Annotated in this window: 23 protein-coding genes; 9 read left to right on the top strand and 14 right to left on the bottom strand. The window is 60.8% G+C overall.

The window, feature by feature from the left end; genetic code table 11:
- Window positions 1–103: 103 nt before the first annotated feature.
- The 5 genes from D1222_RS07245 to D1222_RS07265 all read right to left on the bottom strand — a co-directional run bounded on the left by D1222_RS07245 (window position 104) and on the right by D1222_RS07265 (window position 4755).
- Window positions 104–793: a DUF4167 domain-containing protein gene (locus D1222_RS07245; protein WP_119453507.1), complete on the bottom strand. Its 690-nt coding sequence runs from the start codon at window positions 791–793 to the stop codon at window positions 104–106.
- Window positions 794–969: 176 nt separating this feature from the next.
- A complete protein-coding gene (gene prmC, locus D1222_RS07250) occupies window positions 970–1827 on the bottom strand; it encodes a peptide chain release factor N(5)-glutamine methyltransferase (RefSeq protein WP_119453508.1) in 858 nt (285 codons plus the stop codon).
- On the bottom strand, window positions 1820–2896 hold the full coding sequence (gene prfA, locus D1222_RS07255; RefSeq protein ID WP_119453509.1) for a peptide chain release factor 1: 1077 nt from the start codon (window positions 2894–2896) through the stop codon (window positions 1820–1822). The genes prmC and prfA overlap by 8 nt, the downstream gene beginning before the upstream one ends.
- A gap of 77 nt (window positions 2897–2973) precedes the next feature.
- Window positions 2974–3405 carry an MAPEG family protein gene (locus D1222_RS07260; protein WP_119453510.1) on the bottom strand — a complete coding sequence of 144 codons (432 nt, stop codon included), beginning with the start codon at window positions 3403–3405 and terminating at the stop codon, window positions 2974–2976.
- A gap of 18 nt (window positions 3406–3423) precedes the next feature.
- Window positions 3424–4755: an alpha/beta hydrolase family protein gene (locus tag D1222_RS07265; protein ID WP_119453511.1), complete on the bottom strand. Its 1332-nt coding sequence runs from the start codon at window positions 4753–4755 to the stop codon at window positions 3424–3426.
- A gap of 144 nt (window positions 4756–4899) precedes the next feature.
- Between D1222_RS07265 and D1222_RS07270 the strand changes: the two genes are divergently transcribed.
- The 4 genes from D1222_RS07270 to D1222_RS07285 all read left to right on the top strand — a co-directional run bounded on the left by D1222_RS07270 (window position 4900) and on the right by D1222_RS07285 (window position 7518).
- Entirely contained in the window at window positions 4900–5511 is a 612-nt protein-coding gene (locus D1222_RS07270) for a DUF1214 domain-containing protein (protein WP_119453512.1), read from the top strand.
- Window positions 5511–6038, top strand: coding sequence for a DUF1254 domain-containing protein (locus tag D1222_RS07275; RefSeq protein WP_119453513.1), 528 nt, complete (start codon window positions 5511–5513; stop codon window positions 6036–6038). The genes D1222_RS07270 and D1222_RS07275 overlap by 1 nt, the downstream gene beginning before the upstream one ends.
- 84 nt (window positions 6039–6122) lie before the next feature.
- Window positions 6123–6956, top strand: coding sequence for a hypothetical protein (locus tag D1222_RS07280; RefSeq protein WP_119453514.1), 834 nt, complete (start codon window positions 6123–6125; stop codon window positions 6954–6956).
- A 136-nt stretch (window positions 6957–7092) separates the two neighbouring features.
- On the top strand, window positions 7093–7518 hold the full coding sequence (locus D1222_RS07285; protein WP_119453515.1) for a hypothetical protein: 426 nt from the start codon (window positions 7093–7095) through the stop codon (window positions 7516–7518).
- Here the strand turns inward: D1222_RS07285 and D1222_RS07290 are convergent.
- Window positions 7512–8036, bottom strand: coding sequence for a TetR/AcrR family transcriptional regulator (locus D1222_RS07290; RefSeq protein ID WP_119453516.1), 525 nt, complete (start codon window positions 8034–8036; stop codon window positions 7512–7514). The two genes, D1222_RS07285 and D1222_RS07290, sit on opposite strands and share 7 nt — an antisense overlap.
- Window positions 8037–8048: 12 nt before the next feature.
- Window positions 8049–9185 carry a flavodoxin-dependent (E)-4-hydroxy-3-methylbut-2-enyl-diphosphate synthase gene (gene ispG / locus D1222_RS07295; RefSeq protein ID WP_119453517.1) on the bottom strand — a complete coding sequence of 379 codons (1137 nt, stop codon included), beginning with the start codon at window positions 9183–9185 and terminating at the stop codon, window positions 8049–8051.
- Between the two features lie 216 nt (window positions 9186–9401).
- On the opposite strand from ispG, the gene D1222_RS07300 reads away from it, so the two are divergent.
- Together D1222_RS07300 and D1222_RS07305 are read left to right on the top strand one after the other, a co-directional pair.
- On the top strand, window positions 9402–9968 hold the full coding sequence (locus D1222_RS07300) for a TadE/TadG family type IV pilus assembly protein (RefSeq protein ID WP_233348556.1): 567 nt from the start codon (window positions 9402–9404) through the stop codon (window positions 9966–9968).
- 3 nt (window positions 9969–9971) lie between these two features.
- Window positions 9972–10511, top strand: coding sequence for a TadE/TadG family type IV pilus assembly protein (locus tag D1222_RS07305; protein ID WP_119453518.1), 540 nt, complete (start codon window positions 9972–9974; stop codon window positions 10509–10511).
- Here the strand turns inward: D1222_RS07305 and D1222_RS07310 are convergent.
- The 4 genes from D1222_RS07310 to D1222_RS07325 form a co-directional block, all read right to left on the bottom strand.
- Entirely contained in the window at window positions 10508–12001 is a 1494-nt protein-coding gene (locus D1222_RS07310) for an MFS transporter (protein ID WP_119453519.1), read from the bottom strand. The two genes, D1222_RS07305 and D1222_RS07310, sit on opposite strands and share 4 nt — an antisense overlap.
- Window positions 12002–12110: 109 nt before the next feature.
- Entirely contained in the window at window positions 12111–12893 is a 783-nt protein-coding gene (locus D1222_RS07315) for a tyrosine-protein phosphatase (protein ID WP_119453520.1), read from the bottom strand.
- 70 nt (window positions 12894–12963) lie between these two features.
- A complete protein-coding gene (locus D1222_RS07320; protein WP_119453521.1) occupies window positions 12964–14415 on the bottom strand; it encodes an AMP nucleosidase in 1452 nt (483 codons plus the stop codon).
- A 30-nt stretch (window positions 14416–14445) separates the two neighbouring features.
- Window positions 14446–16233 carry a hypothetical protein gene (locus D1222_RS07325; protein ID WP_119453522.1) on the bottom strand — a complete coding sequence of 596 codons (1788 nt, stop codon included), beginning with the start codon at window positions 16231–16233 and terminating at the stop codon, window positions 14446–14448.
- A gap of 87 nt (window positions 16234–16320) precedes the next feature.
- Here D1222_RS07325 and D1222_RS07330 point away from each other — a divergent pair, with 87 nt between their 5' ends.
- The gene (locus D1222_RS07330) at window positions 16321–17301 is read left to right on the top strand and encodes a glycosyltransferase (protein ID WP_119453523.1); all 981 of its coding nucleotides are present in this window, start codon (window positions 16321–16323) and stop codon (window positions 17299–17301) included.
- Window positions 17298–17690 (top strand): GtrA family protein, encoded by a 393-nt coding sequence (locus D1222_RS07335; RefSeq protein WP_182481894.1) that lies wholly within the window; start codon window positions 17298–17300, stop codon window positions 17688–17690. The genes D1222_RS07330 and D1222_RS07335 overlap by 4 nt, the downstream gene beginning before the upstream one ends.
- Here the strand turns inward: D1222_RS07335 and D1222_RS07340 are convergent.
- From D1222_RS07340 to D1222_RS07350, 3 genes are all read right to left on the bottom strand, one after another.
- Complete coding sequence (locus D1222_RS07340; protein WP_119453525.1) at window positions 17687–17962, bottom strand: hypothetical protein; 276 nt, start codon at window positions 17960–17962, stop codon at window positions 17687–17689. The two genes, D1222_RS07335 and D1222_RS07340, sit on opposite strands and share 4 nt — an antisense overlap.
- A gap of 63 nt (window positions 17963–18025) precedes the next feature.
- Window positions 18026–18889, bottom strand: coding sequence for a hypothetical protein (locus tag D1222_RS07345; protein ID WP_119453526.1), 864 nt, complete (start codon window positions 18887–18889; stop codon window positions 18026–18028).
- 149 nt (window positions 18890–19038) lie between these two features.
- The gene (locus D1222_RS07350; RefSeq protein ID WP_119453527.1) at window positions 19039–19860 is read right to left on the bottom strand and encodes a ZIP family metal transporter; all 822 of its coding nucleotides are present in this window, start codon (window positions 19858–19860) and stop codon (window positions 19039–19041) included.
- A gap of 144 nt (window positions 19861–20004) precedes the next feature.
- Between D1222_RS07350 and D1222_RS07355 the strand changes: the two genes are divergently transcribed.
- A complete protein-coding gene (locus tag D1222_RS07355; RefSeq protein WP_119453528.1) occupies window positions 20005–20703 on the top strand; it encodes a ZrgA family zinc uptake protein in 699 nt (232 codons plus the stop codon).
- Window positions 20704–20706 lie beyond the last annotated feature (3 nt).

The raw sequence follows: 20706 nt of genomic DNA on the forward strand, positions 1-20706 counted from the left end.
CCCTTGCCACAGCAGGCAAAAAAGAACCGCCACCCTCAGGGTGGCGGTTTTCTATGTCGGAAAGCCTGGTTCGAGGGCCAGTGGACCCTGCAAGGCCAGCGCGTTACTCGGCAGCGTTTGCCGGGCGCTTGTCTTTCTCTTCCTCGTCAGCGTCGCCAGCGCGGCCGCGCGACAGGGTCGACATCACGCCAGACGTGTCGTCGCTCGCTTCGGCCTTCTTGCGATAGGTGCGGCGCTTCGGCTTTGCCGGTGCTTCTTCGTCAGACGAGGCAGTCTCATCGCTCTTGTCTGAATCGATGACCTTCATCGGATCGTCTTCAGAAGACTTTGGCTTGCGGCCACGGCGCGGCTTTTTTGGCTCACTCTCGTCGCTCTTGCTCTCGTCCTGGCGATTGTCGCTATCATCCTGCTGGTCATTGTCAGACTTGCGGTTCTGATTGCGGCTGGAGCGCTGGTCGTCCTGACGATCAGAGTTCTGCTCATTGCGATGATCAGACGAGTTGTCATTGTCGTCATTGTCATCGGAATCGTTGTCGTCGTTACGATTGCGCTGCTTGTTGTCTTTTTGGAAGCTCGCAACGATGCGCGCATAGTGCTCGGCGTGCTGATAGTGGGCTTCGGCTTTCACGCGGTCACCAGCCGTCATCGCATCACGCGCATATTGCTGATACTTGTCCAGGATCTGCTGCGCAGACCCACGGATCTTCACGTCCGGGCCGGTGCTCTCATAATGCCGGTTCGGATTATTGTTATTGCCACCTGAACGGCGGCCGCGTCCGCGCTTGCGTTGCATACGCTAAATTCCTGATCCCGTTATGTCCGTTATCCAGACCCTGTGCGCTGCATCCCGGATTGGGTATTCTCGGTGATGTCTTGCTTGCTCGTGGCAGGGCTGAGTCTTCGTCATCAGCCGCCTGCCCGACACAAGCCTTAGCGCGCATTTGGTGCTTCGCCAAGCCCCCGAACTGTCTATGGAAGGCGGGCGGAGACAACCCGGTCGCGTTGACCTGTGTCACATGCAACTGAAATGGAGGAGAAACCGGCCGATTCAAGCAGGGATCGCACCTCGGCGCCCTGGTCAAAGCCGATCTCGAACACGATCCAGGCGCCCGGCTTCATGCCTGTGGCGGCGAGGGCGATGATCTCCCGATAGGCATCGAGGCCGCTGATGCCGCCGTCCAGAGCGGTGTGAGGCTCATAGGCGCGGACGCTATCGTCGAGAGTCTCGATAACGTCACTTCGGATATAGGGCGGGTTGGAGATGATAAGATCGGTCTCGCCCCAACCATCCCAGTCCCGCCAGCCGATCGCGCGCATCTCTGCCCGCTCGCTGAGACCGTGGGCATCCACGTTCTGCTGCGCGACCTCAATTGCGGCGGCCGAGAGATCAATGCCCACGCCCGTCAGGCGCGGCTCATGCTTCAGGAGGGCGATGAGAAGACAGCCCGTGCCGGTGCCAAGGTCTGCGATCTTCGATAGGCGCCCAAGCGGCAGGCGGGCCAGCGCCTCATCGACGGCGACTTCGCTGTCGGGGCGCGGGATGAGCGTCGCAGGAGAGCAGGAAAGGCGCAGCCCATAGAACCAAGCTTCGCCCGTCAGATACTCATAGGGCTCGCCAAGTGAGCGGCGCTCAACAAGGTCGAAGAAGGCTTCGGTCTCCGCCTTGGGCATCAGGTCGGATTCACGGTTGATGAGATCGGCGGCGCTGAAGGCGCAGACATGCTGCATCAGGTGACGGGCTTCGCGCCCGGGCCTGTCAATGCCTGCGGACTTCAGCCGTGTCGACGCAATACCGAGCTGGACCTTATAGGTGCGCGCCTCATGCATTCTCGTCCATCGCGGCGAGCTTGCGTGCCTGATCCTCAGCGATGAGCGAGGTGATCACGTCATCCAGCTTGTCCCCGGCAATGATCTTGTCCAGCGCATAGAGCGTCAGGTTGATCCGGTGGTCAGAGACGCGGTTTTCCGGGAAGTTGTAGGTGCGCACCTTCTGTGAGCGGTCACCGGAGCCGATCTGGTCCTTGCGGGCCTCGGCGCGGGCGGAGTCTTTTTCTTCGCGTTCGCGCTCATAGAGGCGGATCTTCAGCTGCTCCATCGCCTTCTCACGGTTCACATGCTGCGACTTCTCGGAGCTGGTCGTGACGATACCGGTCGGCAGGTGAGTGATACGAACGGCAGAGTCGGTCGTGTTGACGTGCTGGCCGCCAGCACCGGAGGAGCGCATCGTGTCGATCCGGATGTCTTCCTGGCGCACTTCGATCTCGATGTTCTCAGGTGCGGGCAGAACGGCAACGGTGGCCGCAGACGTATGGATGCGCCCGCCGCTTTCGGTTTCCGGCACGCGCTGGACGCGGTGCACGCCGCTCTCCCATTTCAGCCGGCCGAAGACGCCGTCGCCGGAAATGTTCGCGATGATTTCCTTATAGCCGCCAACATCGCCTTCGGAGACGGAAATGACTTCCACCTTCCAGCCCTGAAGCTGCGCATAGCGTGAATACATGCGGAAAAGGTCGCCCGCGAACAGCGCCGCCTCGTCGCCGCCCGTGCCGGCGCGAACTTCCAGAACGATGTCTGCCTTGTCGTCGACATCCTTCGGGATGAGGAGGAGCTGGACCTCTTTTTCCAGCGCGGGCAGGCGTTCCTTGATGTCGTAGAACTCGTCTGCCGCAAGCTCCGCCATCTCCTTGTCGGCGCCGTTCATCATGGCTTCGGCGTCCTTCAGCTCAGCGCGAAGGTCGAGCAGGAGCTTTGCCTGGTCAGCGACAGGTTTGAGATCAGCGTGTTCTTTGGACAGGGCGACGATCTCGTCGCTGTCGGTGGTCGAGCCCATACGGGCTTCGACTTCGTCAAACCTGTCGACGACCTGCTCAAGTCGGGTGTTCGGGATAGATGCCATAGCCCCGCATCTATCCCTTATTGCACAGCGGGGGAAGCACCCTCGCGCCGCTTACCCGCACCTTGTGCCCAGTCCCCCTAAAGGAACAGGCGCAGCACTTCTTTCACCGCCATGACGATCAGGACAATCGTGCTGAGCGCGAAGACGAGGAAACGCTGGGCGACCTGCGAAGACAGGACCTGAACGAAGGAATGGATCACCCGCAGGATCACATAGGCCCAGGCGAGGTACATGAAGACATTGTCGCCGCCGCCTGTCAGCGCCGCAAAGAAGACCAGCGCGTAGAAGATGGTCGGCTGTTCATGCAGGTGGTTGTAATTGTCGGCCACAGAGCGGACGCTTGCCGGGATCTTGGCATTGTAGCCCGCATCAGGATGGCGTGCATCGTTCGGGTCGATCCCGGCCTTCTGAAAGGCAGGAATGCGCGTCAGATACATCCAGATGAACATGATGAGCGTCCAGACGACCAGCGCCAGGACGGGAAGCAGATCTTCAGTTTGAAATGGCATGGGTGCCCTCCCTCATACTTATTGGGAGGGGAGGCTATCTCCATTCGAGGCGTCTGGCACCTGATTCCCTTGGGGCATGGCGGCGTCGAGGAATTCCAGAAACGCATCAATGTCGCGCTGGGTGATAGAATGCCCGCCGGGTCGCAGGAAATAGCTGAGGGTCGCCTCTGCGTTGAAGTCCTGCATGCCATCCTGGTCGAGGCCATCTGTACCGTAGAGTTCGTAAACCGGGTCAGCGGCCTCTGCCATCCGATAGGTCGAGTTAGGGTCGGACCAGACATCCCGGCGCCCATTGCCGAGCAGCATCGGGGTGGGTGCGACAAGCGCGATGAACTGATGCTGATCGATGGGCAGGTCTTCGGCGTGGCTGGCATAGTCAGCGAACTCCGGCGCAAACCAGTGAGGGTAACCCTCCATGCGAAGGACGCCGAGTGCACGTGCCCCTTCCACCATGCGCTCGACCGTCTCGCCCGTGTCAGAGCGCGAAGCCGCTGCCCCGCCAAAGCCAGATTGATGCGAGACGACAGCCGCGATGCGCCGGTCATAGACGGCTGCAACCATGGCGGATTTTGCATGGCGCGAATGCCCCATCACGGCGATCGCATCGGCATCAATCGAGGGATCGCCCTCAAGCGCGTCGATGATGGCCGAAAAGCCATAGCCCCAGCCCGCCAGCGTACCGGTCGGCGCGGTCACGCCGTCGCCCACCATGGTGTTCATCACGGTTTGCGCTTCGCCCTGCCGGTCCGGGATGAACTCACCCGCCTGCCAGGTCGCATAGCCATAGCCGCGGTCGAAATACTGATCGATGGGCACGAGGGCGATGAACTCGCCAAAGATCGCTTCGACAAAGCCGGGCACGGTTTCGTGGTCCGCGCAGTCGCCGCCGCCCGGCGCGGTGAGCGTTGCGCCCGGAAACGCGCCGCAATTGCTGGAGAAAGTCTGGCTGATGATCAGCGGGACGGGTGTGTCGCTGTCTGGCAGGGCAAGCGCGACATGAAAGCGTCGGGCGCCGTCACCTGCGCCGACTTCGATCAGCAATTCTTCCAGCGTACCGCGACCGCCAGCGAACCCCTCATCGATCATCGTACGGCTCACCAGCGTAACGGCTTGCCCTTCCGGCCAGGGGCCATAGACGAGGTCTTCAAACGTCTCGATGAGCGCATCGCGCCCTGACTCCCATTCGGCAAGCGTGGTCGCTTCGATTTGCGGGCGCGCATCAGGTTTGTTGTCGACGTCGAGGCTCGCATAGTTGAGGCCCAGCATCGTGCAATTGGTAAGCATCACCAGAAGGATGACTGCAGCGAGGATGCGTATCAGCCAGCCGCCAAGTTTGAGGAACAGTGTCATGGAGCCTCCCTGCTCTTTGACTGGCTTAGCAGACACCTGCCTGCGCTGTAACTGTGAACTCAGCATGTGTGCCTACGCGCGGCGGGCGCCAGTGTGCCTAAATCAGTGCTTTCCCCCGGCCCTGTGGGCCGATAGAGGTGCGAGATGCGCATCGTCTTGCTGCTTCTCCTTGCGGGTATTTTCGGCCTTCTGACGGGCGGGGCCTCGGCGCTGTGGGCCGGGGGCATGCTGAAGACAGGGCCGCGTCTCGGTGACGGCGTGAAGGTGGACAGCTGGACAAGCGATTGGTCGATCGGCGCAGACTCCGCGAACCCCTATATTCGCGCCAGAATTGCGCGGCGCGGACTGCTTGCCCTGCGCAAGGAAGAAGCGGTCTATTTCACGGCGGCGCGCGACAGCGATGGCAAGCGCCTCAGCGATAAGTGTATTTACCGTGTGAGTGGCGGCGAGATGCCCGCCGAATGGTGGTCGATCACGCTCTATGATGGCGATAGCCGCCTGCCGATGAATGAGGATGGCGCACTTTCTTTCGATGCAACCAAGGCGGCCGATACCGGCACGCCGGACGATTGGAGCTTCCGGGTCAGCCCGCAGCAGAATGGCCGCCCGGGGGAGCTTTGGGTCTCCAGCCGCAATGCGGGCCGCTTCGACCTGACACTCAGGCTGTACCTGCCCGATGAGGCGCTTCTCGCACAGCCCGAAGCCGTTCTGACGCCGCCTGTGATCGATGAGCTCTTCTGTGAGGGGGGCGCGTGATGCGCTGGCTTGCAGCTGCTGCCGTCTTCCTTCTGATGGCGCTGATTGGGCATCTGGCCGTGCTGAACGCCATACCGTCCCGTATCATGGCGACAGCCCAGCTGAAGATGGCCGAGCGCGGCGTAGAGACTTATCAATGGACCGCTTCACCGCGCATGACCCCGCAAACCCAGACGATTGTCCGCCCTTCGCCTGATCTGGCCTACGCCCTCTGCCGCTTTGACGTATCCGACGGCCCGGTCCTGCTGACGGCGCCTGCCTCCGATACCTATGGCTCGCTGTCGGTTTTCGATCAGCGGACAAACAATGTCTTCATCGCGCGCCTTGATGGCGAAGACGATTTCAGGGGCCTGGTCATTCATGCGCCGGGCGAAAAGCCCGATGCGCCGGAGGGTGCCGAAACATTGGCGATGCCGGGGTCGGGTCTTGCCCTGATCCGCAGACTCGCGCCGGATGAGCCAGCCCATGCGGCGGCCACAGCGCTGGTTGAGCAATCGACCTGCTCGCTCCTTCGTGCCGCGCCCTGATCCACCGATCGGCATTTCACACAGCGCGACCAGCTTGCGAAACGGGGCTCGGCTGTTATCCTCGCGCAAGAAGGGGACACTGTCATGAAATTGCTGATTAAATTCGCGCTCGCCGGTCTCGGTGCGGTGCTTGCGCTGGCCACTCCGGCACAGGCGCAAACCCAGTGCCTCAAGGGGCGGGAGCTGGTGAACACGCTGATCAATTCGGTCAACGCCATTCCCGGCAATCCCAATGAGACCAAAGCGCTTGCGATCATATACTGGCAGCGCGCGACCTATCAGGTCTACGATGAGCCAGAGATCATGTCCCAGATTTCCCGCTGCACCTATCCTGCTGGCAGTTGCGGGCTCGAGGCAGATTATTCAGGCACGCGGTTCAACAAGCTCGTCGAATACAAGAACGCTCTGACCTCATACAAGAACGGAAGTGTGAGCGTGGAGCCGCGCCAACCGATTGATGCGCCATTCCCCGATGACAGCATGCTCGAATGGGCTGAAGGCGTGCTCGGCTGCACCACATCCGAACCGCAGCCGACCGCGCCGCAGCAAGCGGCACCGGACCCAAAATGGGTAGGCTATGACGCGGCGCGCCAGGCAGGCGGTGACCAGTTTTACCAATGGTGGCGCAAGAACTTTGAAATGCGGCGCACGGCAGACGCGTTTGAGCTTTGCCGCAAGTTCGGTTCAGCCAGCTATGAGTGCAGTCTCGTCGCCGAGTGGACCTATCTGAATTCCGGCCGCAATCCGTACACAGGTGGCACCAGCCAGACCTTCAACGGCACCTATTCCAATGAGGACCGTGGATACAGCGCGGGCTATGAAGGCACCGTTCCAAAGCCAGCCTATCGCCCGCCCACATCCAATGAGCCACGCTGCTATGATCAGGGCGATGGCACGCAGAGGTGCTTCTACGACTAGGGATTGAGGCTGTTTGGCCCCGGCGGCATTTCCCGTCTTGAGGATCCGCTGAACCCGGAAGAGAAGATGACCATACTGGTATTGTAGCGGTCGCTACAAAATGCTAGTGCGTAGCGACCGCTACAAGGAAGTCTCCATGTCCAATGCTCGCTCATCACCGGTTGACCCCGCCAAGGGGCATCATTTCTCTCGCCAGCAGCTCATCCGGGTTGTCGCGGTTGGGCTGTCCGTCTGGCTCGCTGGCGCGCTTCTGCTTCGCTGGCTGGGGCCTATGGGCGTTTATGATGGCGCTGCCCGCATCGTCCTTTATGCGCTTATCATTCCGGGCACTCTGCCGATCATTCTGCTGCTGCCGGTCCTTGCGGGTATCAAGCGCAGCCAGATCGCAGCGGCGGCGGCATTTGCCACAGCCACGGCAATTCTCATGGATGGATTGGCGCTCGCCTGGTTTCCAGGCCTCTATGGCGAGACGATAGCCCAGCATGCCGGTGCTGGAGCCGCCATTTTGTGGGGCGGTGCTGTCGCAATCTTCCTCGGCTTTTTCCTGAACAGGGATCAGTAGGCGGCTTTTGCCTCTTCGCCGAGGCCGAGACTTTTGAGAAGGACGAGGCCTTCAAGGCTCGCAAAGAGACGGACCGCCTCTGTTCTACGGGCCTGTTCTTCGGCTACATCGAGCTGCGCAGCTGCCCACGCCAGAAAGTGGCGACCAAGAGATGCGCCGACTTCAGAAAATGGTGCCTGATTGCGGGCTGAAAGGCTCGCGATCTCCAGCCACAACTGCATGTAAGGCCAGATCGCATCGTCAAGCAGAAGCGGAGCGAGCTTTGCGCGAAGCTTGTCGCTAGGCAGCTGCTGCTCGCTTGCTGCATGGTTCAGGATTTCAGTGAGCCGGTCTGCGACACGCCCCAGCCCTGCCTCGAGAATGTCTTCCTTGTCCTTGAAGTAGTAGAGCAGCATGCGATCGCTCAAGCCGATGGCTTTCGCCAGCGGGCGCAGGTTTGACCCAGCAATGCCCTCGCGGAGAAGGTGATCGGCGATCTTGTCCAGCAGCTCTTCGCGGCGGTCTTCGTGATGGGCCATGGGCGCGTCCGACTATTCAGCAGCGACGGTCTCGTCCGCCTCTCGCTGTGCCTTCAGACGTTCGGCTTTCTTCTCGACCAGTTCGACGATGTGCTCGACCATGTCGGCATTGGAGACATTATGGTCGGGGCGGCCGGAGATATACATCTTGCCGCTCTCCTTGCCGCCGCCGGTAAAGCCGAGATCGGTCATCGCCGCTTCGCCGGGTCCGTTCACAACGCAGCCAATAATGGACAGTGAAATCGGCTCTGAAATATGGGCGAGCCGGTCTTCCAGCGTTTCCACCGTCTTGATCACGTCGAAGCCCTGACGTGCGCAGCTTGGGCAGGCGATGATATTCACGCCGCGCGTGCGAAGGCCGAGAGACTTCAGCATGTCGAAGCCGACTTTGACTTCCTCGACCGGGTCCGCTGACAGCGAAACACGGATCGTGTCGCCAATCCCCATCCAGAGCAGATTGCCCATGCCGATGGACGACTTCACCGTACCGGTTCGAAGGCCGCCTGCCTCAGTGATGCCGAGGTGAAGCGGCGCATCTGTCACTTCTGCGAGCTGCTGATAGGCCGCCACGGTCAGGAACATGTCCGAGGCCTTCACTGAGATCTTGTAGTCGTGAAAGCCTAGGTCATCGAGAATGCGTGCATGATCGAGGGCGCTTTCGACCATGGCGTCAGGGCAGGGCTCGCCATACTTTTCCAGAAGGTGGCGCTCCAGTGAGCCGCCATTGACGCCGATCCGGATGGAACAGCCATTGGCGCGGGCCGCATTTACGACTTCCTTCACGCGGTCAGGGCTGCCGATATTGCCGGGATTGATGCGCAGGCAGGCCGCGCCTGCGTCTGCCGCTTCGATGCCGCGCTTATAGTGAAAGTGGATATCCGCCACGATTGGGACGGGGCTGTTCCTGCAGATCTCCGGCATCGCTGCCGTGGATTCAACGGTCGGGCAGGACACGCGGACAATGTCTGCGCCAGCTTCAGCGCAGCGCTCGATCTGCGCGATCGTCGCGGCCGCATCTTCGGTTGGCGTATTCGTCATGGTCTGCACGGCGATCGGCGCATCACCGCCCACTTCGACGCTGCCGACGCGGATCTTGCGGGATTTGCGCCGCTCAATGGAGCGCCAGGGCCTGATGGGGTTGTGGCTCATCGGTTCACCTCGATGCGAGCAGACTTCACAGCCTATGTGGGCAATCATGATGGCGAGGTAAAGGCGGCGCGATGACTCGCGCGCGTCCCGTTGCGATTGATGTGCCCTCGATAGATGAAATTTCACATACCGGCTGAACGTGGCCGAAACTACGAGCTGCTAGCACTGCACGGGTCGATAAAGGCGCTCATTCCGCCACACCAGGGTAGTATCCGTATGTTTCCACCTGTGTTTCCAGGTATCATGGCGCCAAGGCTTCTCCAGAAGCTGCGCGACTGGGCCGGCGACCGGCGCGGCGTTGCCGCAGTCGAGTTTGCCATGATCGCCGCGCCATTCTTCTTTCTGATTTTCGGGCTGCTGGAGATTTGCGTGATCTTCATCATGTCCTCTGTCCTCGAGCATGGTCTCAATGAGGCGGCGCGCGGTATTCGCACCGGCCAGCTGCAAAGCGGCGGCAGCTTCGACCGTGAAGCGTTCGAAGAAATCATCTGCGCTGAGATTTTCGACCTGTTCGAATGCGAAGGTGCCATCGAGCTGGACGTCAAAACCTATAGCGACTTTGCCTCGACCTCGAACCCATCTGCCATCGATGAAGAGGGCAATCTCGACGATGAGGATTTCGAGTTCAATCCGGGCGGCGCAAACGACATCGTCGTGGTGCGGGCGTTCTATGAGTGGGAGCTGATGACGCCGGTTCTAAGCGCGCCGCTTGCGAACCTGAGTGAGAATCGCCGTCTGCTTCAGGCGACTGTCGTCTTCCGCAACGAACCTTTCGGAGATTAGAAGATGCGCCGTCTGATCAATGCTATCCGCTGCCTGCGGTCTGAGAACAAGGGCGTATCGGCGATCGAGTTTGCACTCATCGCGCCGGTCATGATCCTGATCTATTTTGCCTGTATCGAGCTGTCCTTCATGATGGTGCTCGACCGGAAGGTCACGAGTTCTGCCTCCGCGCTGGGTGACCTTGTCGCCCGCGCCGCGACCATCAATGACGATGAGATGGACGACATCTTCGAAGCGACGCGGATGATCTTTCAGCCCAATCCGATCGCCGATGCCCGCATGCGGATTTCGAGCCTCTATGACGATGAAGGCACCATCAAGGTCGCCTGGAGCGAGGGGCGCAACATGACGCCCTTCACCGTCGATTCTACCATCAGTGTTCCCGACGGTATCGTGCCAGAGGATGGGTCTGTCGTGTTTGCCGAAGTCGAGTACGACTACAACTCAACGCTCGGCTACTTCTTCACGACCTCCAAGACGCTTTCGGACGAGTTCTACCTGCGCCCACGCCGCACTGACCGGGTCGCCCGCGAAACCAGCTAGTCCTTCTCGTCCACGGCCGGGTGATGCGGTGAGTGCACCGTCGTCAGCACCATGAGGCCGAGAACGAAGAGCAGACCAATCGCGCTCATACCGACGCGCTGGTCGCCCGACCATTTGGTGAAGAGCTCCACCAGAAGCGGGCCGAGCCAGACCGTGACGGTCCCTGCAATCGCGTAAAGGCCGAAAAACTCCCCCACCCGGTCACTTGGCGCCAGATGCACCAGCATCGACCGGCTGGAAGAGATGCTCGCCGTCGCCGTGACCGCGATGAAGACCGCAGTGCTGAGATAGACGACGTCGGACAGCGTGTTGAAGATCGGCCCATCCCAGATCTCGAAACCCGGCACCAGACCATACAGGATGGAGTTCGGCGTGATCGAGAGCTGGAAGGCCAGTGTCGCGATCATACCCGTTATCTCGATCATCAGGGCGCGCTTTGGCCCGACAAGACCGTCCAGCCACCCGCCGACAATACCGCCGCCAAAGGCAAAGAAAGAGGCGAGAATGGCGTAGGCCGAGAGTTCTACGACGTTCCATTCCAGATAAAGCCCGATGAAAACACCGCCCAGCGCCAGCAGGGCCTGCATGCCATCCGCATAGAGCATACGGGCGGCGAGGTATTTCAGGATTTCCTTGTTGTCGGAGGCGTTGCGCATGGTGCGAAAGAGGCCTGCTGCCCCGTTCTTCGCGGCATTCATCCAGTTGGCGCCGCGCGTGCCGCCATCCTCCGAATGCATGAAGAAGGGGATGGAGAAGATAACGAGCCAGATCGCACAGATGGGGCCAACAAGGCGCTGATGTTCGCCATTGGCGACATTGATCCCGAAGAGCGGCGCATCGAACGGCCAGCCGATCAGGGCAGGCATGGCAAAGGCGAGCACGATGAAGAGCATCAAGATCGCGCCGGCGAGATTGCCAAGCGCCAGCCCCAAGCCGGAAATCGCAGGCAGGGCGCTGGCGCGGCCATTCACGTTCAGCATCGAATTATGGGTGACTTCCGAATAGGTGTAGCCAAGCGCCGCGAGGACCAGCGCGCTCATCCCCATCCAGATCGGCATGCCGCTCCCATCAGGTTTCACCCACCAGAGCGAGAAGGACATCACCGCGATCAGGCCAAGGAAGACGACGAGAAGCGGCTTTCTGCGCCCGCCCCGGTCCAGCGCCGCGCCAAGGAATGGCGCCGTGAAGGCGGCGATGAAGCCTGCATATTTGACCAGGGATGAGATCGTCGCCTGGCCTTCGGCGTTCGCGGCGGCCCGTTGGGCGGCGCCATCAAGACCATCGACCGCGCCGCTTGCGATCAGGTTCGCGCCGATAATGCCCGCAAAATAGGGCGCGAACAGATAGATGATGACGAGAATATAGTAGGGGTTACGCGCCCATTCGAAGATCGCCCAGGCAAAGCCGCGCCTGTCCAGCGCGCCTCCAAGGTCCAGTCGGGGTTCGGCGCCTAGCGTTTCTGCTGGCGGCGGCGTAGCGGCATTCGACATGGCGTTTCCTTCCCAGTCGCACTTTTTGTCCAGTGCTCTGGGAGGCAGCCTCTGCCAAAAATCGAAACTTGGAAAGCGTCTACTTGCCTATGCCGCCGCGTCAGGCCGATCAGGCCAGCAGCTTCTCGCGGATCGTCTCACGCTTGGCATCATCAACGCCGAGCGTCGTTACCAGATAGGTATCGATGTCGCCTGACTGGTCCTTGATGGCGGCGATTGCGGCCTCGAGGAATTCGGGGTCCACACCGACAAAAGGCTGATACACCGCCTCATCGAAGTTCTTGGACAGCATGTCGTTGAAATAGGCCGCAGCTTCCGGCAGCCGTTCTTCGACATTCGCCGCAGAATTGGTGAGTTCATAATCAACAAAGATGTCGTCCATCGACACACCGAGGGCGTGATGGGTGAGGGCGCAGAGAATGCCGGTGCGGTCCTTGCCGGCGGCACAGTTCACAAGGGCGGCCTTGTCATCGTCCAGGTTGGCAAGATGGTCGAACCAGGCCGTATAGGTCTCGACCAGCGCAGGCCGGTAAGGCGCGTTGACGTAGTAGTCGCGCATCCAGCCGCGCGAGCTGTCGGCGTCAATGGCGACCTGGCGCAGGAAATTGACGTGCGGGGCATCGGTCTCGCGGCCAAGGTCTGAATAGAGGCGGTGGACGCCTTTGACAGGCCACTTGTCGCCGTGGCGCTCGCGCTCATCCGGGCGGCGCAGGTCTGCCTGCAGCGTGATGTTGAATAGCTCGATCGCGGTCAGGTCATTGTCGGATGCTTCACCGAAATGGCCGGACCGATAGAGCTTGCCTGATTTGATGCGTGCGCCATCGACGCCTTCATAGCCGCCAAAATCACGAAAATTCCGTACGCCTTCGAGCGGCTTTACCCGGTCGTCCATACTGTCTGCCTTTTACCATCAATGCTGTGAGGTGAGCTAGGATGATCGCCCACAGCCGTCCACCCGCGCCCTAGCGGAAAGGCGGCTCATCGAAGGCGCGCAATTTACGAGAATGCAGCGCCGCCCCGCCATCACGGGCGAGCCGTTCCAGCGTCTCGATACCGATGCGGATATGCTCTCCGATGGCGCGTTCATAGAAGCGGTTCGCCGCGCCGGGCAGCTTGATCTCGCCATGCAGCGGCTTGTCGGACACGCAGAGCAGGACGCCATAGGGCACACGCAGGCGATAGCCGTTCGCGGCGATCGTCGCACTCTCCATGTCGATGCCGATGGCGCGCGACTGGTTGAACCGGCGGGCCGTCTCTGTGAAGCGAAGCTCCCAGTTACGATCATCGGTCGTCACGACCGTGCCCGTGCGAAGCCGCTTCTTCAGCGCGTCGCCCTGCTCGCCAGTCACATCAGCGGCGGCCTGCTGAAGCGCGATCTGAACTTCTGCAATCGGCGGGATCGGGATGTCCGGCGGCAGGACGCCGTCAAGGACATGGTCATCGCGCAGATAGGCGTGCGCCAGTACATAATCGCCAATCTGCTGGGAGTGGCGCAGACCCCCGCAATGGCCAACCATCAGCCAGCATTCAGGGCGAAGGACTGCCAGGTGATCTGTGATCGTCTTCGCATTGGATGGGCCGACGCCGATATTGACCAGCGTAATGCCGGTCCGGTCTTCAGCCATCAGGTGATAGGCCGGCATCTGGAAACGCCGCCACGGCGCTGCATCGATGGCCGACTTTGCATCCGGCGTCTTCGCATCGACAACAAGGCCGCCAGCGACCGACAGTCCGGTATAGCGTGAGCCCTTTTCCAGCTGCTGGACGCCCCAGTCGCAGAAGGCATCGACATAGCGATGATAGTTGGTGAACAGCACATAGCGCTGCATGTGCTCGACCGGCGTGCCCGTATAGTGGGCGAGGCGCTTCAGCGAATAGTCGGTGCGCGGCCCGTCAAACAGGGCAAGCGGGCGGGTGGAACCGGGTTCGTGAAGTTCGCCATCAGCCACTTCGTCGCCAATAGCCGACAGGGTTGGAGACGGGAACCAGCGGGCAAGCTCTGCCGGGTTGACCTCGTCCAGCCCCTTCGCGTCTGCCTGGTCCCAGACATAGGCGTACGGGATTTCGGACCCTGACGGTTTAACCTCAACCTCGACCGGATAGTCGCGCATCAGCGGGCGAAGCTGTTCCAGCAGGTAAGGGCGGTAATAGTCGGGCCGGGTGATGGTCGACATATAGGTGCCGGGCTCCGACATCTTCCCGAATGCGCGGGAGATTGGCGGCGGTGGCCCCTCAGGGTCATATCGAACGATCAGGGCGGGGTAGCAGAAGGTGCGCGCTGTGCGCAGCTCGATCGGCGGCGCCTTGCCTTCATTAAGATAGGTCTCAAGGCTTGATGTGAGCGCGTTGACGGCGTTCGAATAGAGCGCCTCAAGCGCGTCGACGACTTTTTCGGGCGTATCCAGTTTTGACATGCCCTCCGTTGCCGCAAAGCATTCGCGACGTCAATTGCGGTCGAAGACGATGCTGTAAAGGACCGGGTCGCCGGTTCTGTTCTCTTCCGGCGTTGTCGCGACCAACCAATTCGGAATGTTGCCGCTTTCCAGTGCGGCTGCAAAGCCGTCCGGGGCGCGCTCTGCATAGGCCGCCATCTCATTCAGGCCGGGGCAATAGAGAAGGTGCGTGGCCCCTGATCGGGACATCTTCTCACGCGCTCTGGAGACCGGGCCGGAATAGATATTCAGCGTCCGTGAGAGCGCATGCACATTGCGATGGTAGGGCGCTGCCGTTGCATAGTGCGGCGTGTGATAGATCAGCGGTGCGCCAAGATCGATCGGGGTGAAAACGACCATGCTTGGCGCAGCGGCGACCTGCGCCAGCGCCGCGGCTGAGGTGCAGTCATAGTCAGTCGTCTCGGCTTCATCCTCTGCATCAGCTAGCAGCAGGCCCGGCAGGCGCCAGCCAGCTGGTGAGGCGAGCAGGGCCACCAGCACGAGGACAAGCGCCGTCTGTCCGCCGCGTTTTCGTCTCCAGTGCTGGAAGGCAAAGCCGGTCAGCAAGCCGCCTGCAATAGCCGCAAAAGCGTGGGACATCATCGCTGCACGCAGCTGCCAGAGCGAGATCGCAAAGCCGAGCAGGCAGAAGGCGAGCAGGAAGCTGCGTGCGAGCCGAAGGCCGTCCGGAGCGCGCAGGAGACAGATGAGAGCGGCAATGACGCCAGCAAAGCCAAAACCGAAATAGAACACTGCTTTCGCGGCATCGTCGGCGAAGACGGCTGCAGCATTCCGGGCTTCGCCCACCCCAGAGAGCCATCCTGTGCGAACATCTTCGAGGACATTGCCATACGGGTTGCCGAGGCAGGACGGGTTGATAACGATGAAGGTCGCGAGCGCGACCGCCCCGGCAATGGCGATCAGGGCAAAGCGCAAGCGCCATGTGTCCGCTGTCGGGGCAGCGGTTGCGATGATGAAAAGCCCGGCCCCACCGACGAGCAGCGCGACAAAGTGTGATTGACCATAGGCATCGCAGACAGTGCGGACGCCCTGGGCCCCCGGCGCGTCGAACACATAGGTGAGGAGTGCGGTCACAACGAGCGTTGCGCCGAAGATGCGCAAGCGTCCTGCCTCAATCCCGCCGCGCACAATCCATGCAATCGAGAAACCTGCGATCAGGAAAGCGGCGGCTGGCAAATTCTCGATGGCGAGGCTCAGCATGACGGGGACGCAGGCACCGCCGACGAAGGCGGACCTCGCATTGCGTATGGGGGAGAGTAGGGCGGCAAACCCCGTCAGTGTTAGCGCCAGGCCAAGCCCGTGATGGTCAATCCGGCCGGGTACGAGGTTGAACAGCGCGAATGAGGTGGCGAGGAAGAACATCCCGGCGAGCTGGCCGCTCAAGGTCGCGCCAAGCCGCTTCAGGCAGATGGCGACCATGGCCAGTATCCAGCTTAGCTGCATCATCGGCCACAGCGTCGCTGCCACGCCTTCTGCCATGCGCGTGCCGATCAGGGGCTGCAGCAGGAAGATGATGGCGGCGATGAAAAGATCTGGCAGCCGCGACCAGTGCATTTCCCCGCCTTCAGGCGTCAGCAGCCGCCGCTGGCTGACATCATACCAGCCACGTTCACCCGACAGCAGGTCGCGAACCTGTTGCATGCGCATCATGTCATCATTGCCGCGAAGGTCACCGCTGAGCGCCGGACCAGCCTGCAGCGCGACCAGGCCAACGACGATCAGGCCGAAGATGATCAGCACCCATTTCGAGGTGAGGGGGGAGGGTCTTTCGCTCTGCATGCACGCTCGTCTTCAGGGCTGGCAGGCGTAACCAGCTGTTCACCTGGCCCTGTTAAACGCCGAATGTGGTTACAGAAAGGTGACGCGATGAAGCGCGCGGCTGTTGAAACTTTTGATCCCCGTCCAGCCGCTGACCCGGCAGAAGCCCGCATCGCGGTGACGCTGCCCTGCTATAATGAAGCCGCGACCATCGCCCGTGTCGTTGAGGATTTCCGCGCCGCGCTTCCCGGGGCCGAAATCTATGTTTTCGACAACAACTCGACCGATGCGACCGCGCAGATCGCGCGGGAAGCTGGCGCAATCGTCCGCACCGAAACCCGCCAGGGCAAGGGCCATGTCGTGCGCCGCATTTTTGCGGACATTGAGGCAGACATCTACGTCATGGCCGATGGCGACGGCACCTATGATGCCTCGCTCGCGCCGACGTTGGTTGAGCTGATGAAGAAGAACCATGTCGATATGGTTGTCGGAACGCGCGCCAATGTAACCAAGGATGCTGGCCGCGGCGGCCATGCCTTTGGCAACCGCATTTTCAACATGCTGTTCAACCGGCTTTTCGGTCGCCAGTTCAGCGACATCTTCTCTGGCTACCGCGTATTTTCCCGCCGGTTCGTGAAGTCGTTTCCCGCCGTGTCAGGCGGTTTCGAGATCGAGACGGAAATGTCGGTCCATTCCTGCCAGATCGGCATTCCGACGCTGGAGCGCCCGACGCCCTATGGCGTGCGTCCAGAGGATTCGACCTCCAAGCTCAAGACATTCCGCGACGGTTTCCGCATTCTCGGAATGTTCATGGTGCTGGCCAAGGAAACCCGTCCGGCAGCTTTCTTTGGCGCGATTGGCCTTGCGCTGACACTAGCCGCGCTCTGCCTCGCGGCGCCGCTTGCGCTGACCTACTTCCAGACCGGCCTCGTGCCACGTTTCCCGACGGCGGTCCTATCCATGGGGCTCGTGATCGTCGCAACAGTGACGGCGGTTTGCGGGCTGATTCTCGACAGTCTTGCCCGGGCCCGTGTGGAGGCAAAACGCTCCGTCTTCCTCAGCTATCCTGCGCCCGAATGGAAATCGTGATCAATCAGGTCCTGAAGGCAAAATTCGTACGTTTCGTTCTGGTTGGCGGGCTCGGCTTTCTGGCGGACGCTGGAACACTTTTCCTCCTGATTTCAGGCGGTATCGACCCCTTTGCGGCGCGAGTCGTCTCTATCCTGTTTGCGATGTTCGTGACCTGGCGGCTGAACCGCGCCTTCACATTTGGCGCCAGCAACGGCAGCCAGATCTCTGAGGCTGGACGATACTTTTCCGTGGCAGCCAGCGTCGCGGCGCTCAACTATCTGCTTTATGCGGGCCTGCTCGTAATGGTGCCAACCTGCCCGCCTGTATTGGCTACAGCCATTGCGACAGTCATCTGCACGCTGGTGTCCTTTGCCGGGTATGGAAAGTTCGCTTTCCGCTCCAGCTAGAGCCCGCTCGAGCCCAGCACCAGAAACACAATCCCGTAAATCTGCAGGATCAGGACGCCCAATCCTGCGCCAAGGGCGAGGAAGAAGCGCGGCCAGCGGTCACCCTGGCTGAAGGCCAGAAGACCTGCGCCCAGCGTCCCGATCAGGGTGGAAAGTGTAAGCGGATCAAGCCTGCCCAGACCGATCAGGGAATCGAGGGCGTAGATGATGAGGGGGGCGCAGATCAGGAGGAGGCCTGACAGCATCAAAGGGATGGATAGTGCCTTTGGCATCCGTGAAAGGCCCCCAGCGTCTTCCGCCTGAAAGTGTGACGGTCACAGCAGTGCCAGATTGGCCTACTGGGTCAATAGCAGCGCGGGATCCTGAGGCTCTGCCAGCATGTGACGGGCGAGAATACAGGTGGAATACTCCTCCTCACCTTCCCGGTCCGGGTCTGCGAGGTAGGCCGTCAGCGATTGCTCGGCGAGTTCCTCCAGCTCTTCCTCAGTAAAGGCGTCCTCTGTCCGCGCCAGAAGGCGGCGCGACTGGCACCGGACAAATCGAAGGTGAGAGATGGGTTTCGCGTCTTCGCCTGCGGTGAGGCGGTGGAGGGCGTTGAGCTGGTCGCTCGACTGCAAGGTCAGCACGCCGGGCCAGCCGGGACCATCAGGTTGCGCCAGCCATATATGCGTTGCTCCCGTCGAAGCGCGCGGGCCGGCAAAGCGGATCGCATGAATTGTCCCACCGCGAACCTCAAAAGAGTTCACCTCTGCACCGCGATGGGCGAGGCGCTGCGTCCACAAGGCGATGGCGCGGTCGCGAAGGGCCCAGGCAATGTCGCTGTTTCCGGTATGAAGTTCGCCCGCTGCAGCCATGAAAAGGGCATCGCTGTCACGCATCGCGCCCGCCTTGCGGAAGTGTTGGACGGAGACCTCGGAAAGCCCCTCCCAGCCTGCAGCCATGCCGGCAATCTGATGGGCGCTTGGGACCTCGGGGCGGTTCGGGCAGCGATTGATGAAGTCTTCGGTGATGCGGCGGATATAGGCGGGCGTTCCCTCTTCTTCGGGCGCGTCGAGCTGCATCTGCCAGGCGAGTGCGTCGTTGAGACCGCAGGCCTGGGGCGCAGCCGTTTCAGCGAAGGCGTAACGGCTGGCGCCGCAATACATTGAGACGAGCGATACGATCAGCGCGCTGAAGTATTTTCCGATTTTGTCCCGCATTCATCCGCGCTCCGGTAACCTTTTGCTAACCGTTGCAAATGTGGTGCCGGAGCGGTGCACTGATGGTGCAGTGACGGTGTACTGGCGGTGTTTTTGGAGAGGTTGTGAAAGCCCGGTGGCGTATTGCCATACCAGACTGTCATCATGGCCTACATTTGCGAAAAGTCGGGTTGGTCCGCACTTGGCGCATGGTCGTGATCATGATCGTGGAGGGTATCCATAGCATGATTATGCCCACTGTGGATTGGGGCGAGGAAGATAAGCATCGCCGCAAACACCCCTGCGCCAACGGCGCCAAGTCCGCGTGCGGGTTTGGTTTCCTTCAAAGGTGCCATGAGCGGGCCTGTCGCGACGAAGAGGAGGAGCCCTGCCGACATCGCAAAGAGCGCGCCGAGCGTTTCCTGCTCGAGCATGAACATGATTGGTGCTGAGACAAGCGCGCCTGCGGGCGTCGTAGCGGCGGCGGCAAGAAAGGCGATCCAGAACGATTTCATGTTGCTGACCCCGGCGCGCTTCATGATCGCGAAGGCGATTACGCCTTCGGGAAACTCATGCAGGATAAGGCCGAGCGAGGCGTAGACGCCTGACTCGAAGCTGTTCGCGAAAGTCACTGAATAGATGATGCCATCGATGAAGGAGTGAAAGGCGATGGCAATGATGGGGGTGAAGGCGACGTTGACCGGCTTTCGCCCCGGGCGTTCGGGGAAGAGGAGCGCCACCGCATTGTGCAGCAGGAGACCGCCAAAGAAGCCGGTGGCCAGCCAGATTGGGGCCTGGCGTGAAAGGTGAAAGGCTTCGGGGATGATGTGCAGGAAGGCGAGCGTGGCGAGCATGCCGGCCGCAGCGAGTCCGAAGATGGACGCATTTCTTTCCGTCCATGGCGCACGCTGTGCCACGATGACGAGGCCGATCGTGGTGACAAAGGCGGCGATCAGGCCAAAGAACACTGGAGCTTGCAGGTAAGACGGCATGGGCTTCGATTGCCTGACTTGCTCTTGGCGTTCGCGCGCGGACGAACTTGCATTGATGCACGATTGCTGGTTGAGACGTTATAGTATCTCATTTAAGGAATGCGAGGCCATACACCCGGATGGTGACGCGCGAAAGGGACTATCATGAAGTATTGCAGTGCAAGCTTTATCGTTTTGGCTTCGGCCGCCTTGCTAACCGCCTGCGGTGGAGAGGCCGGTTCAGACGTCCCTGAAGCGCAGGACCCGGATGGGGCTGAAGTCAGCCTTGAAGAGGACACAACGGAAGTTGTCGTGGCCGATGGGGAAGCAACCGAGATTGTTGCAGAAACCGAAGACTATGATCATGAAGAGCACGATCATGGTGAAGAGGCGCATGATGACCATGATCATGCCAGCGATGAGCCGGCCGCGCGGTTAGGCTCCCACCAGCATGGCAACGCAATGTTGGCGGTAACGGTTCAGAACAGCACCATTTCGATCTCGTTTGACGCGCCGCTTGCCTCGTTTGGGGCACCAGAAAGCCCGCAGACTGATGAGGATCAGGCGGAGATTGAGGCCGTTCAGGAGACACTTCGCGATGAGACCAACATTGTGAACCTTGTGGGTGATGTCGGATGCGATCTGGTTTCGCGCTCGATGTCGACACGCCTCGCAAACGGTCACGGCGAACTTCAGACATCTGCCGAGTATAACTGTGCAGATGTCGGCGCGCTTGAGGCGATCCGCGTTGTTGCATTCAGTGCTTATCCAACTTTGACAGAAGTCGAAGCAGTCTATGTTTCGGATGTGACGCAGAACAGTGCAGAGCTGACACGCGCGAACCCGGAACTGAGGATCAACTAGACC

Source organism: Henriciella algicola (assembly GCF_003576245.1).
GTDB lineage: Bacteria > Pseudomonadota > Alphaproteobacteria > Caulobacterales > Hyphomonadaceae > Henriciella > Henriciella algicola.

Excerpts from the sequence above, each read along its gene's own strand:
- D1222_RS07320 (WP_119453521.1), bottom strand. The coding sequence starts at position 14,415 with ATGTCAAAACTGGATACGCCCGAAAAAGTCGTCGACGCGCTTGAGGCG.
- D1222_RS07345 (WP_119453526.1), bottom strand. The coding sequence starts at position 18,889 with ATGCGGGACAAAATCGGAAAATACTTCAGCGCGCTGATCGTATCGCTC.
- D1222_RS07300 (WP_233348556.1), top strand. The coding sequence starts at position 9,402 with ATGTTTCCACCTGTGTTTCCAGGTATCATGGCGCCAAGGCTTCTCCAG.
- D1222_RS07245 (WP_119453507.1), bottom strand. The coding sequence starts at position 793 with ATGCAACGCAAGCGCGGACGCGGCCGCCGTTCAGGTGGCAATAACAAT.
- D1222_RS07315 (WP_119453520.1), bottom strand. The coding sequence starts at position 12,893 with ATGGACGACCGGGTAAAGCCGCTCGAAGGCGTACGGAATTTTCGTGAT.
- D1222_RS07280 (WP_119453514.1), top strand. The coding sequence starts at position 6,123 with ATGAAATTGCTGATTAAATTCGCGCTCGCCGGTCTCGGTGCGGTGCTT.
- D1222_RS07305 (WP_119453518.1), top strand. The coding sequence starts at position 9,972 with ATGCGCCGTCTGATCAATGCTATCCGCTGCCTGCGGTCTGAGAACAAG.
- D1222_RS07355 (WP_119453528.1), top strand. The coding sequence starts at position 20,005 with ATGAAGTATTGCAGTGCAAGCTTTATCGTTTTGGCTTCGGCCGCCTTG.
- D1222_RS07310 (WP_119453519.1), bottom strand. The coding sequence starts at position 12,001 with ATGTCGAATGCCGCTACGCCGCCGCCAGCAGAAACGCTAGGCGCCGAA.
- D1222_RS07350 (WP_119453527.1), bottom strand. The coding sequence starts at position 19,860 with ATGCCGTCTTACCTGCAAGCTCCAGTGTTCTTTGGCCTGATCGCCGCC.
- D1222_RS07325 (WP_119453522.1), bottom strand. The coding sequence starts at position 16,233 with ATGCAGAGCGAAAGACCCTCCCCCCTCACCTCGAAATGGGTGCTGATC.
- D1222_RS07330 (WP_119453523.1), top strand. The coding sequence starts at position 16,321 with ATGAAGCGCGCGGCTGTTGAAACTTTTGATCCCCGTCCAGCCGCTGAC.
- D1222_RS07275 (WP_119453513.1), top strand. The coding sequence starts at position 5,511 with ATGCGCTGGCTTGCAGCTGCTGCCGTCTTCCTTCTGATGGCGCTGATT.
- prmC (WP_119453508.1), bottom strand. The coding sequence starts at position 1,827 with ATGCATGAGGCGCGCACCTATAAGGTCCAGCTCGGTATTGCGTCGACA.
- D1222_RS07285 (WP_119453515.1), top strand. The coding sequence starts at position 7,093 with ATGTCCAATGCTCGCTCATCACCGGTTGACCCCGCCAAGGGGCATCAT.
- D1222_RS07270 (WP_119453512.1), top strand. The coding sequence starts at position 4,900 with ATGCGCATCGTCTTGCTGCTTCTCCTTGCGGGTATTTTCGGCCTTCTG.
- D1222_RS07260 (WP_119453510.1), bottom strand. The coding sequence starts at position 3,405 with ATGCCATTTCAAACTGAAGATCTGCTTCCCGTCCTGGCGCTGGTCGTC.
- ispG (WP_119453517.1), bottom strand. The coding sequence starts at position 9,185 with ATGAGCCACAACCCCATCAGGCCCTGGCGCTCCATTGAGCGGCGCAAA.
- prfA (WP_119453509.1), bottom strand. The coding sequence starts at position 2,896 with ATGGCATCTATCCCGAACACCCGACTTGAGCAGGTCGTCGACAGGTTT.
- D1222_RS07265 (WP_119453511.1), bottom strand. The coding sequence starts at position 4,755 with ATGACACTGTTCCTCAAACTTGGCGGCTGGCTGATACGCATCCTCGCT.
- D1222_RS07290 (WP_119453516.1), bottom strand. The coding sequence starts at position 8,036 with ATGGCCCATCACGAAGACCGCCGCGAAGAGCTGCTGGACAAGATCGCC.
- D1222_RS07340 (WP_119453525.1), bottom strand. The coding sequence starts at position 17,962 with ATGCCAAAGGCACTATCCATCCCTTTGATGCTGTCAGGCCTCCTCCTG.